9 protein-coding genes are annotated in these 11691 nt (G+C 70.1%); 4 read left to right on the forward strand and 5 right to left on the reverse strand.

Annotation, left to right across the window (positions count from 1 at the left end):
* Positions 1-35: 35 nt before the first annotated feature.
* Together QM809_RS05670 and QM809_RS05675 are read right to left on the reverse strand one after the other, a co-directional pair.
* Positions 36-923 (reverse strand): MaoC/PaaZ C-terminal domain-containing protein, encoded by an 888-nt coding sequence (locus tag QM809_RS05670; protein ID WP_415044840.1) that lies wholly within the window; start codon positions 921-923, stop codon positions 36-38.
* On the reverse strand, positions 923-2284 hold the full coding sequence (locus QM809_RS05675; RefSeq protein WP_415044841.1) for a 3-oxoacyl-ACP reductase: 1362 nt from the start codon (positions 2282-2284) through the stop codon (positions 923-925). Before QM809_RS05675 ends, QM809_RS05670 begins: the two co-directional genes overlap by 1 nt.
* Positions 2285-2477: 193 nt before the next feature.
* Here QM809_RS05675 and QM809_RS05680 point away from each other — a divergent pair, with 193 nt between their 5' ends.
* From QM809_RS05680 to QM809_RS05690, 3 genes are all read left to right on the forward strand, one after another.
* Positions 2478-3785 (forward strand): acetyl-CoA C-acetyltransferase, encoded by a 1308-nt coding sequence (locus QM809_RS05680; protein WP_415044842.1) that lies wholly within the window; start codon positions 2478-2480, stop codon positions 3783-3785.
* Positions 3786-4226: 441 nt separating this feature from the next.
* Entirely contained in the window at positions 4227-5873 is a 1647-nt protein-coding gene (locus QM809_RS05685) for a VanW family protein (RefSeq protein WP_415044843.1), read from the forward strand.
* 125 nt (positions 5874-5998) lie between these two features.
* Positions 5999-6775, forward strand: coding sequence for an SDR family NAD(P)-dependent oxidoreductase (locus QM809_RS05690; RefSeq protein WP_415044844.1), 777 nt, complete (start codon positions 5999-6001; stop codon positions 6773-6775).
* Between the two features lie 164 nt (positions 6776-6939).
* Here QM809_RS05690 and QM809_RS05695 read toward each other — a convergent pair whose 3' ends face one another.
* The gene (locus QM809_RS05695) at positions 6940-8175 is read right to left on the reverse strand and encodes an MFS transporter (RefSeq protein ID WP_415044845.1); all 1236 of its coding nucleotides are present in this window, start codon (positions 8173-8175) and stop codon (positions 6940-6942) included.
* Between the two features lie 104 nt (positions 8176-8279).
* Between QM809_RS05695 and QM809_RS05700 the strand changes: the two genes are divergently transcribed.
* Complete coding sequence (locus QM809_RS05700; protein ID WP_415044846.1) at positions 8280-8795, forward strand: glycine cleavage system protein R; 516 nt, start codon at positions 8280-8282, stop codon at positions 8793-8795.
* A 161-nt stretch (positions 8796-8956) separates the two neighbouring features.
* Here QM809_RS05700 and QM809_RS05705 read toward each other — a convergent pair whose 3' ends face one another.
* Positions 8957-9649 carry a hypothetical protein gene (locus QM809_RS05705; RefSeq protein ID WP_415044847.1) on the reverse strand — a complete coding sequence of 231 codons (693 nt, stop codon included), beginning with the start codon at positions 9647-9649 and terminating at the stop codon, positions 8957-8959.
* 146 nt (positions 9650-9795) lie between these two features.
* A complete protein-coding gene (locus QM809_RS05710) occupies positions 9796-11625 on the reverse strand; it encodes an acyl-CoA dehydrogenase (protein WP_415044848.1) in 1830 nt (609 codons plus the stop codon).
* Positions 11626-11691 lie beyond the last annotated feature (66 nt).

Raw genomic sequence — 11691 nt, forward strand, 5'->3', positions numbered from 1 at the left:
TGCTCGCCGAGGCCCTCGTCGTCGTGCCCGATGCGTCAGGAACGCGGGGTCAGGGTGCCCGTCAGGTGCGGGTAGCCCTTCTTCCGGTTGAGGATGGAGACGTCGAATCCGCCGTCCTCGTTCTTGTCGGTGTAGAGGTTCACCTTGGCCGGCAGCAGGATCGGCTTGCCGAAGCGCACGGTGTAGACCACGGCGTCGGGCAGCTGGGCCTCGACGTTGGCGACGGCCGTCGCAGCGCTCCACATGCCGTGGGCGATCGCCTTGCTGAAACCGAACGCCTTGGCCGACAGGTCGGCCATGTGAATCGGGTTGCGGTCGCCCGAGGCGGCGGCGTACTGCCGGATCAGGCCCAGATCCACGCTCGCGACGCGGTCGGGAGGCGGAGGCGTGGTGCTCTTCGGGGCCGGTCCGCGCGGGGAGTCGGACAGGCTGGTCCGCTGCTGCTTCAGGAACGTGCCCACCTGCACGGCGACCAGTTCGCGGCCGACGAAGAACTCCGAGATCACGTCGATCAGCAGGCCCTTGCGGTGCTCGCGGAGGTTCTCCGCGTGCGTTTCGACGGTCAGCGGCTCATCGACGCCGATCGGGCGCAGGCGCTCGATCCGGTTCTCGAAGTGCACCGAGCCGACGGCGCCGAACGGGAACGCCGGATCGACCATCAGCTGCATGGCGAGCGGGAACTGCAGCACGAACAGGTAGGTCAGCGGCAGCGTGTCGCCGAACTGGGTGCCCGTGGTGCGGCAGTAGTCGCCGAGCTTCTCGGCGTCGACGCGCACGTTCTCCAGCCGGTACACGGTGTCCGGGACGACGGCGTCCGGGGACACCTTCGCCGGCTTGCCGATCACCGGCAGCATGGCGCTGACGGCCTTCGGGTACAGCGAGCCCGGACCGGGCGCGTGGGTGAGGGTGACGGTCCTGCTCATCAGGCACCCAGCAGGCTCTGGCCGCACACGCGCACGACGTTGCCGGTCACCGCGTTGCTGGCCGGGTTCGCGAAGTAGGCGACGGTCTCGGCGACGTCGACGGTCTGGCCGCCCTGCTGCAGCGAGTTCATGCGACGGCCGGCCTCACGGGTGGCCAGCGGGATGGCGGCGGTCATCGCGGTCTCGATGAAGCCCGGCGCCACCGCGTTGATGGTGATGTCCTCCTTGGCGAGGATCGGGGCGTACGCGTCGACCAGGCCCACCACGCCCGCCTTCGAGGCGCCGTAGTTGGTCTGGCCGCGGTTGCCCGCGATGCCGGCGATCGACGAGACGTCGACCACGGCGCCGCCCTTGCGCAGCGCCCCGCGCTCGACGAGCTCGTCGACCAGGGTCTGCGGGGCGATCAGGTTCACGGCCATCACCGAGTTCCAGCGGCCGGCGTCCATGTTGGCCAGCAGCTTGTCGCGGGTGATGCCTGCGTTGTTCACGATGATGTCGAGGCCGCCGTGGCGCTCGGTGACGTGCTCGGCGATCTTCTCGCCGGCGTCGGCCGCGGTCACGTCGAGGGGGAGCGCGGTGCCGCCGATCTTGTTGGCGGTCTCGCTCAGCGCCTCGCCGGCGGCCGGGATGTCGGCGGCGATCACGTGGGCGCCGTCACGCGCGAGGACCTCGGCGATGGTGGCGCCGATGCCGCGGGCGGCACCGGTCACCAGGGCCACCTTGCCGGCCAGCGGCTTGTCCCAGCTCTCCACGGCGGCGCCGTCCTGCTTGCCCACGCGGATCACCTGGGCGTCGACGTAGGTCGACTTGGCCGAGAGCAGGAAGCGCAGGGTCGACTCCAGGCCGCTCACGCCGGCCTTGGTCTTCGGGTGCACGTAGACCAGCTGGGCGGTGGCGCCGTCACGCAGCTCCTTGGCGACCGAACGGGTGAAGCCCTCCAGGGCGCGCTGGGCGACCTGCTCGGACGGCGACGCGGCCAGCTCCGGGGTGGTGCCGAGCACGACGACGCGCGCCGAGTTGCCCAGCGACCGCATGATCGGGGTGAAGAACTCGAAGAGCTGCTCCAGGGCGGCGGGCTCGCTGATCCCGGTGGCGTCGAACACGGCGGCGCCCAGCTTGTCGGCGGTGCGGCCGGTGGTGTTGTTGGTGACGAGGTCGTAGGTGCCGTCGGCGCTCAGGATCTCGCGGACCGGCTCGACCAGGCGACCGGCGCCGCCCAGCAGGACGGGGCCGCCCAGCGCGGGCTGCGACGGGGCGTGGCGGCGCAGCTGCGGCGGCTGCGGAAGGCCGACCTTGCTGGCGATGAACGCGCCCGGGCCCGAGTTGACGAAGGATGAGTAGAGATCGTTGCTGCCGGCCACGACAGTCTCCTTTGCGGGTGTGTGTCGGAGATCGAGAAGGTCCCCATCGATGGTAGGTATCGCATCGCTGTGACAGTCGACGCAGGTACCTGGGTCGACAACTAACTTACTCAATAGTAAGAATAGGCAACAAGTCCGGACTCGCCACGAGAGTCCGGAGCGCAGTTCCCGTACCTCAACGCAGGAGTCGTTCATGGCCTCGTACACCCCCCGTAAGCCGGAGACCCGGCAGGCGCGCCCGGTCGCCATCGTCGGCGGCAACCGCATCCCCTTCGCTCGGCAGGATCGCGCGTACGCCAAGATCGGCAACCAGGAGATGTTCACCGCCGCGCTGCAGGGTCTGGTGAGCCGTTTCAACCTGCAGGGCGAGCAGCTCGGCATGGTCGCCGGCGGCGCCGTCCTGAAGCACGCGCGTGACTTCAACCTGATGCGCGAGTGCGTGCTCGGCACCTCGCTCTCCCCGTACACCCCGGCGTTCGACGTCCAGCAGGCCTGCGGCACCGGCCTGCAGGCCATCACCGCGGTGGCCGACGGCATCGCCCGCGGCCGCTTCGAGGCCGGCATCGGCGGCGGCGTCGACACCACCTCCGACGCGCCGATCGCCGTCTCGGAGGAGATGCGTCGCCAGATGCTCGAGGTCAACCGCGCCCGGACCACCCCGGACCGCATCAAGGCGGCCCTCGGACTGGCCACCAAGCTGGGCATCGAGATCCCGCAGAACGGCGAGCCGCGCACCGGCCTGTCGATGGGCGAGCACGCCGCCATCACCGCCAAGGAGTTCGGCATCACCCGCGCCGACCAGGACGCGCTGGCCGCCGCGAGCCACCAGAACATGGCGAAGGCCTACGACGCGGGCTTCTTCGACGATCTGATCACCCCGTTCAACGGTCTGACCCGCGACGAGAACCTGCGCGCCGACAGCTCGGTGGAGAAGCTGGCCAAGCTGAAGCCGGTCTTCGGCGTCTCGCTGGGCGATGCGACCATGACCGCGGGCAACTCCACCCCGCTGACCGACGGCGCCTCGGCCGTGCTGCTCGCCAGCGACGAGTGGGCCGAGAGCAAGAGCCTCCCGGTGCAGGCCTACCTGGTCGACACCGAGACCGCCGCCGTCGACTACGTCAACGGCCCGGACGGCCTGCTGATGGCCCCCACCTACGCGGTGCCGCGTCTGCTGGAGCGCAACGGTCTGGCCCTGCAGGACTTCGACTTCTACGAGATCCACGAGGCCTTCGCGTCGGTCGTGCTGGCCACCCTGGCCGCGTGGGAGTCCGAGGAGTACTGCACCGAGCGTCTCGGCCTGGACAAGGCGCTGGGGAGCATCGACCGCAGCAAGCTGAACGTCCGCGGCTCGTCGCTGGCGGCCGGCCACCCGTTCGCCGCGACCGGCGGCCGCATCATCGCCCACACCGCGAAGATGATCCGCGAGAACGGCGGCGGTCGTGCGCTGGTCTCGATCTGCGCCGCGGGCGGCCAGGGCGTCACCGCGATCGTCGAGGGCTGATCGTTCCCGTTCACCGGAGAACGTTCCCCGTCACAGACTCCGCCGCAGCCGTGAGGCCGCGGCGGAGTCTGCGCATCCGGGGTCCGGCCGCATCCGGGACCGAACCTCCGGCGGGTGCTCTGACCTGCGACGACGGTCCGGAGAAAAATTCTTCGCCGAGTGTGTAACGCTCCGGGACGCCGGAGCTATATAAGAGATAGCTCCGGCTGCACTGCCTGACCCCCGACCCGGCAGTTCGGCCGGAGCTTTCAATCTCTGTGAGGGATCTCTCCCTCCTGTGCGGCGGATCGCCCGGTTCATGCCGTCCAAAGGTCCCGGGCCGGGGGCGGCAGGGTGCCGTCGCCCCCGATCCTCACTATCATCAAGAACGTTGTGACTCCTCCCAGTACTCCACGCCGAGCCGGCGGTTCCCGCCACACGCGTCCGGGGGCCCGTATCTGGGTGATCCGCACCGTGCTGGTCCTCGTCCTCCTCGGCGCTCTCGCCTTCGCGATCGACCTCGCCACCTCGCACGGCAAGACCACGCGCGGCGCCCAGATCTCCGAGTTCTCACTCGGCGGGTTGACCCCGGAGGAGGCGCGGTCGGCGCTGAACAAGCTGGCCGTCTCGTCGGCCGCCCCGATCACGGTGCGCACCGACTCCGGGCGGGCGGCGATCGATCCGGCGGCCCTCGGACTGAAGTTCGACGTCGACGCGACGCTCGACCGGCTGCTCGATCAGCCGCGCAACCCGTGGACCAGGTTCACCGACATGCTCGGCTTCACCCGGCAGGTGACCCCGGTGGTGCACCTCGACGACGCCGCGTTCAACGAGGAGCTCGACGCCCAGCGCAAGGTCCTGGAACGGGCCGCGGTGGAGGGCGGCGTGCACTTCGACGGGGCGACCCCGGTCGCCGACCTGCCGTCGTCCGGTCTCCGGATCGACCGGAAGGCCGCCCGCGTGACGTTGACACGGGAGTGGCTGCGCGGCCGGCCCGTCACCCTCGCGATGGAACCCTTCGACCCGACCGTCTCGGCGGCCACCGTGCAGCAGACGATGGACGGCGCGGCCCGGACCGTCACCGGAACCCCGCTGCGGCTGAAGGCGCGCGGTCAGACCGTCACGGTGTCCCGCGAGCAGATGGGCGCCCTGGTCACGTTCGTGCCCGACGGCGACGGCGGACTGAAACCCGCGGTGACGCAGCGCCGCCTGAAGAAGGTCCTGGGCACCGCGCTGGCCGGGGCCGAGGCCACCCCGGTCGACGCCGGTTTCCGGATCTCCGGCGGGCGTCCCCGCGTGGTGGCCGGCGCCGACGGCGCCAAGCTCGATCCGGCGGCGACCGCCAAGGTGGTGGCCACCGCGTCGGTGGACGCCTCCCGGCGGGCCGAGGCCGTCTACAAGACGGTGAAACCGAAGATCACCACCGAACGCGCCCGGCGACTCGGGGTCGACGAAGTGGTGGCCGAGTACACCACCGGCGGTTTCAGCGGCCCCTCCGGGGAGAACATCCGGCTGGTGGCCAAAGAGGTCGACGGCGCGGTGATCCTGCCGGGGCAGGTCTTCTCGCTCAACGGCTACACCGGTACGCGCGGCAGCGCACAGGGCTACGTCAGCTCGACGATCATCGACCACGGGCACGCCGCGAAGGCCGTGGGCGGCGGCATCTCGCAGTTCGCGACCACGCTCTACAACGCCGCCTACTTCGCCGGGCTGGAAGACGTGGCGCACACCGAGCACGCCTACTACATCTCCCGCTACCCGGAGGCCCGCGAGGCGACCGTCTTCGAGGGGTCGATCGACCTCCAGTTCCGCAACAACCTGCGCAGCGGCCTGTACGTGGAGACCTCGTGGTCGCCGTCGTCGGTGACGGTGCGACTGTGGGGGACCAAACAGTACGAGGTCGAGTCGATCACCGGGGAACGGACCGCCCAGACCAGCCCGGAGGCGATCCAGCTGCCGGCCGGCGACGACTGCATCGCCAGCGGCGGCGCCCCCGGCTTCACCACGTCCGACACCCGGATCGTGCGCGACGCCAAGACCGGCCGCGAGGTCTCCCGGCACACCCGGACCGTGAAGTACGCGCCCGAGCCGATCGTGCAGTGCCGCTGATCCGCGCGGTGCGGGCGTCGTCGGATCGGCGGTGGCGGGAGGCTCACCGACCGAACGATCGGCGTGCGGCGTGTCACATCCCCACCACCTGTGGTGGACGTCACTTCTCGGGATAGGCTCGGTCCATGGACATCAATGGAGCAAGTGCAATCGTCACCGGCGGCGCCTCCGGCATTGGTGCGGGGGTGGCCCGTCGTCTCGCCAAGCACGGCGCCAAGGTGGTGATCGCCGACGTCAACGCCGAAGCCGGCGAGGCCGTCGCCGCCGAGGTCGGCGGCGTCTTCGCCGCGGTCGACGTGACCGACACCGACCAGATCGTCGCCGCCATCGACACCGCGCTGGAACTCGGCCCGCTCAAGGCGGCCGTCAACTCGGCCGGCGTCGGCTGGGCGCAGCGCACCGTCGGACGAGACGGCGAATACTCGTCGGCGCACGACCTGGACCTCTACAAGAAGGTCCTCTCGATCAACCTGATCGGCACCTTCGACGTCACCCGGCTGGCCGCCACCGCGATGAGCCGCAACGAGCCCGGCGCCTCCGGCGAGCGGGGCGCGATCGTCAACATGGCCTCCGTCGCCGCGTTCGACGGCCAGATCGGCCAGGCCGCCTACTCGTCGTCCAAGGGCGGCGTGGTCGGCATGACGCTTCCGGTGGCCCGCGACCTCGCCGCCATCGGCGTGCGCCTCAACACCGTCGCCCCCGGCCTGATCGACACCCCGATCTACGGCAGCGGCCCCGAGTCCGAGGCGTTCAAGGCCAAGCTCGGTGAGAGCGTGCTGTTCCCCAAGCGGCTCGGCGTGCCCGACGAACTGGCCTCCATGGTCGAGGAACTGATCCTCAACTCGTACATGAACGCCGAGGTCGTGCGCGTCGACGGCGGTATCCGGATGCCTCCGAAATAGGCGTCGCCACCGCCTCCTCGTGGGGCGGTCCGGCGGCTCTCACTCGGTCGCGGAGGTGGCTTCGTGCCGTCTTCTCTGGGGCCCGCCGTGCTCATTCCGATGGCTGAGTCGCCGCGCGAACGGAGTGAGTGCGGCGAGTCGAAGCCTCCGTCCGGCTCGGGGCCTCAGCCCAGAGGCACGGGGGTCTCGACGGTCCGAGCACGACGACGCGTCACGCTGCCGAGGAGTGCGGCGCCGAGGCAGCCGAGCCCCACGATCCCGGCGAACCAGGGGAAGACCGCGGCGGTGCCGAACCGGCCGGCCATCGCACCGGCGAGCACCGTCGGCACCCCCATCGCGAGGTAGCCGAGCAGGTAGTAGGCGCTCATCACCCGGCCGCGCGCATCGGCCGGTGCCACCCGGCTGATGTGGCGGAGCGAGCCGCCGAACGCGAGCCCGAACGTGGCGCCGAGGAACAGCGAGTCGATCACCACGGCCGCGGTGGAACCGCTGCGGACGGCGACGACGGCTCCGGCGAGGGCGACGATCATGCCGAGGTCGCCGGCGATCGCGGCGGCGCGCGGCTCGAACCGGCCGCCGACCCACTGCGAGCCGGAGGCGGCCAGTGCCATGGCGGCGATCACGGCGCCGACGAAGAGCACGGACCGGTGGCCGGTGGTCTGCTGGGTGAGCGCCGGATAGAGGCTCAGGAACACCCCGAGCACCGACCACGACGCGAAGATCCCGATCCCGGAGAACCAGAAGTCGGTGCGGACCTCCGCCGGGACCGACGGCCGCTGGATCCGGACCCGGCCGCCGGTGCGCCCGGTGTGCGGCTCGATCAGCGCGACGGTCGCGACCAGCAGGACCGCGGTGATCGCGATGATCACCGCGTACGGCATCCGCAGCGGGTACGACGACCACTGGGCCGCGCACGCCGACCCGAGCACCGCCGCGGCGATGCCCGCGTTGAGGGCGGCCCCGCTGACGGCGCCGTTGCGGTCGCCGTCGTGCGGGCGGACGTCGAGCAGGGCGGCACCGGAGACGACGATGGTCGCGCCGATCGCGGCACCGTGCAGGAGCCGCGCGACCAGCAGCTGCCACACCTCGGTGGCCGCCAGGAAGATCCCGAGCCCGATCAGGATCGTGACGAGAGCGGTGATCAGGACCGGTTTCCGGCCGACGGCGTCGGAGATCGGGCCGACGGTGAGTGCGGCGGCGAGCGCGCCGATCGCGTAGACGGCGAAGATCACCGTGGTGGTCAGCGGGCCGAACCCCCACTGCTCGGCGTAGATCGGATAGAGCGGCGACGGCAGGGCGGACGTACCCAGGGCGAGCGCGAGCAGGACGAGCAGCAGCAGGAACGACCAGCGTTGCGGGTGGGCGTGCCGGGGGCTCGCCACGTCGTCGGATCCGGTCATGGGATCGAGCGTATCCCAGGCGACCGAGCGAACGGTCGGTGGCCGGTGGGGCGGGGTCGTCGTTTCTCTTCTCCGGTGCGGCTCCGGCCGGATACCGTGACACCATGCGGAATCTGGTGCTGTCGGTAATCGGGGACGATCGTCCGGGACTGGTGTCGGCGCTCGCCGATGCGGTGGTCGCCGAGGGCGGGAACTGGGAGCAGAGTCAGTTGGCTCAGCTGGCCGGGAAATTCGCCGGGATCGTCGTGGTGGCGGTGCCCGCCGAACGCGCCGAGGGGCTGATCGCGGCGGTGACCGGGCTGGAAGGGCTGCTCGAGGTGGCGGTGCACTCCGGGGCCGACGGGGATCCGGAGGGCGAGGCGACGCCGGTGGCGATCGAGGTGCTCGGCACCGATCGCCCCGGGATCGTGCGCGAGCTCTCGGCGGCGCTGAGCGCGCACGGCGTCTCGATCGGACGTCTGAACACCGGTACCCGCGAGGCGCCGATGGCCGGCGGCATGCTGTTCGAGGCGCAGATGGAGGCGCGGGTTCCCGGCGGCGCCGACCTCACCGAGATCCGCACGTCGCTGGAGGCGATCGCCGCCGAACTGATGGTGGACCTGGAGATCGACGGCGCCTGACCGGGCGGGTCGTCCCCTCTCCGTTTCTCCGTTCGACGACGAAGAGTTCCTCCGCCGGCTGAGCCCGGCGGAGGAACGCCGTGACGGAGCCGGTGTCGAAGCCCCCGTGATCGGGTCGGCGGCGCTTCGACCCCCCTCGTCACGGCGTTCCCCGGGGAGACTCAGTCGTCGGACGGTGCGGCAGACGGCGGGGTCATGACGACACCGCCCCAGTCGTCACCGAGGAGCGGCGTGAGCAGCGCGGCGGGGCCGCCGATCTCGGTGCGCCGATCGTCGATCTCGCTGTGCCACAGCCACGAGTGGTCGTCCGGGACGACGATCGACGGAGAGAATCCGTCGAGGAGTTCGCTGTCGGCGCGCAGGTCGTCGAGCGTGGTGGTCCAGGTGTGGAAACGACGGGCGGGGAGGTTGAGCGTCGTGTGCGCGGGGCGCAGCGGTCTCGATTCCCGCCACCGTGCTTCGAGGGTTCGTCGTGCGGCCGGGGTGTCCTCGGCGGGGTCGTCGAAGAAGAAGCCGACGGCGGCGCCCCGTACCGTGCCGTCCGCCTCCCCGAACATGCCGCCGAAACCCTCCCAGATCGCGCAGTGGATCGGCTGTCTGCCGGTCGCCGGGTCGAGGACGTCGAGCAGTCTGTCGAGCTGGTTCCGCCCGTCCGGGCAGGCGATCGGGTCGTCCCGGTACTGCTGCAGCGTGCAGCCGTCGTCTTCCGGATCGCGGGAGTTCGGGATGCTCACGTAGCTCTCGAAACCGCTCGGAACCAGGGATTCCACGGTTCCGGGCCGGCTCATCCGCGAGTGGAGCCACGACCAGATCGGTTCCGCCTGTCGCGGGGTGTGCCAGGTGATCCGGTGCATGACGCCCACGATAAGCGTGGATCTTCCGGGGGGATGCGACGAACCCCGCCGGTTTCGGCGGGGTTCGTCGTCGTGCGGGAGCCTCTGCCCCTTCGACTCGGTCCGCTCACTGCGTTCGCGGACCGGCTCAGGGAGCGGTCAGGAGATCAGAAGGCGGCTTCGTCGAGCTCCATGATGTCGTTGTCGACGTTCGCCACGACCTCGCGGATCGAGGTGAGCAGCGGCAGCATGTTCTTCGCGAAGAAGGTGGCCGAGGCGACCTTGCCCTCGTAGAACGGCTTGTCGTCGCCCGAGGCGCCGGCGTCGAGGGCCTTGTAGGCGACCTCGGCCTGACGCAGCAGCAGCCAGCCGATCACCAGATCGCCGACGGCCATCAGGAAGCGGACCGAACCGGTGCCGACCTTGTACAGCTGCTTCGGATCCTCCTGGGCCGACATCAGCCAGCCGGTGAGGGTGGCGGCCATGCCCTGGACGTCCTCGAGGGCAGTCTTCAGCAGCGCGTACTCGGCGGACAGACGCTCGTCGGCCGCGGCCTCGATGGTCTTGGTGATCTGGCCGGCGACGTGGCCCAGAGCCTGGCCCTTGTCGCGGATGATCTTCCGGAAGAAGAAGTCCTGCGCCTGGATGGCGGTGGTGCCCTCGTACAGCGAGTCGATCTTCGAGTCGCGGATGTACTGCTCGAGCGGGTAGTCCTGCAGGAAGCCGGAACCGCCCAGGGTCTGCAGCGACTCGGTCAGCTTCTCGTAGGCGCGCTCGGAGCCGACGCCCTTGACGATCGGGAGGAGCAGGTCGTTCACCTTGTGCGCCAGCTCGGCGTCGGCACCGGAGACGATGTTCGCGGCGACGGCGTCCTGGTGCGAGGCGGTGTACAGGTACACGGCGCGCAGGCCCTCGGCGTACGCCTTCTGGGTCATCAGGGCGCGGCGGACGTCCGGGTGATGGGTGATGGTGACGCGCGGGGCGGCCTTGTCCATCATCTGGGTCAGGTCGGCGCCCTGGACGCGCTGCTTGGCGTAGTCGAGCGCGTTGAGGTAGCCGGTCGACAGGGTCGAGATGGCCTTGGTGCCCACCATCATGCGAGCGTGCTCGATGACGTCGAACATCTGGGCGATGCCCGAATGGGTCTCGCCGACCAGCCAGCCCTTGGCGGGCACGCCGTGCTGACCGAAGGTCACCTCACAGGTGGCCGAGGCCTTGATGCCCATCTTGTGCTCGACGTTGGTCACGAAGGCGCCGTTGCGCTCGCCCAGCTCGCCGGTCTCGTGGTCGAAGTGGAACTTCGGGACGAAGAAGAGCGAGAGGCCCTTGGTGCCCGGTCCGGCGCCCTCGGGGCGAGCCAGCACCAGGTGGAAGAGGTTCTCGGTCATGTCCTGGTCGGCCGAGGTGATGAAGCGCTTCACGCCCTCGATGTGCCAGGTGCCGTCTTCCTGCTTGATCGCCTTGGTGGTGCCGGCGCCCACGTCCGAGCCGGCGTCCGGCTCGGTGAGGACCATGGTGGCGCCCCAGCCGCGCTCGGAGCAGATCGCGGCCCACTTCTTCTGCTCGTCGGTGCCGTTCTCGTAGAAGATGCCGGCGAAGCCCGAACCCGCGGCGTACATGAACACCGGCGGGTTGGCGCCCAGGACCATCTCGCCCAGGGCCCAGTACAGCGAGCGCGGAGCGGGCAGGCCGCCGAGATCCTCGGGGATGCCGACCTTGTCCCAGCCGGCCTCGATGAAGGCGTTGTACGACTTCTTGAAGCCTTCGGGGATGGTGACCGAGTGGTCTGCGGGATCGAACACCGGCGGGGTGCGGTCGGTCTCGGCGAAAGACTCCGCGATGGGGCCCTCGGCGAGGACCTTGACCTCGCGGATCATGTCGACGGCGGTCTCGTGGTCGAGGTCGCCGAACTCTCCGGACTCCAGGACCTTGTCGAGCTCGTACATCTCGAAGAGGTTGAAGTGCAGATCGCGGACGTTGGACTTGTAGTGGCCCATGGTCTTCCTATCTCGTGCTCGCGGGGGAGAACTGCTGTTGAGAAATCTCTCGGGAGGGCTGACCAG

The sequence above is a fragment of the Gordonia sp. (in: high G+C Gram-positive bacteria) genome (assembly GCF_047600385.1).
Lineage (GTDB): Bacteria > Actinomycetota > Actinomycetes > Mycobacteriales > Mycobacteriaceae > Gordonia.

Excerpts from the sequence above, each read along its gene's own strand:
- QM809_RS05670 (WP_415044840.1), bottom strand. The coding sequence starts at position 923 with ATGAGCAGGACCGTCACCCTCACCCACGCGCCCGGTCCGGGCTCGCTG.
- QM809_RS05680 (WP_415044842.1), top strand. The coding sequence starts at position 2,478 with ATGGCCTCGTACACCCCCCGTAAGCCGGAGACCCGGCAGGCGCGCCCG.
- QM809_RS05690 (WP_415044844.1), top strand. The coding sequence starts at position 5,999 with ATGGACATCAATGGAGCAAGTGCAATCGTCACCGGCGGCGCCTCCGGC.
- QM809_RS05695 (WP_415044845.1), bottom strand. The coding sequence starts at position 8,175 with ATGACCGGATCCGACGACGTGGCGAGCCCCCGGCACGCCCACCCGCAA.
- QM809_RS05700 (WP_415044846.1), top strand. The coding sequence starts at position 8,280 with ATGCGGAATCTGGTGCTGTCGGTAATCGGGGACGATCGTCCGGGACTG.
- QM809_RS05705 (WP_415044847.1), bottom strand. The coding sequence starts at position 9,649 with ATGCACCGGATCACCTGGCACACCCCGCGACAGGCGGAACCGATCTGG.
- QM809_RS05710 (WP_415044848.1), bottom strand. The coding sequence starts at position 11,625 with ATGGGCCACTACAAGTCCAACGTCCGCGATCTGCACTTCAACCTCTTC.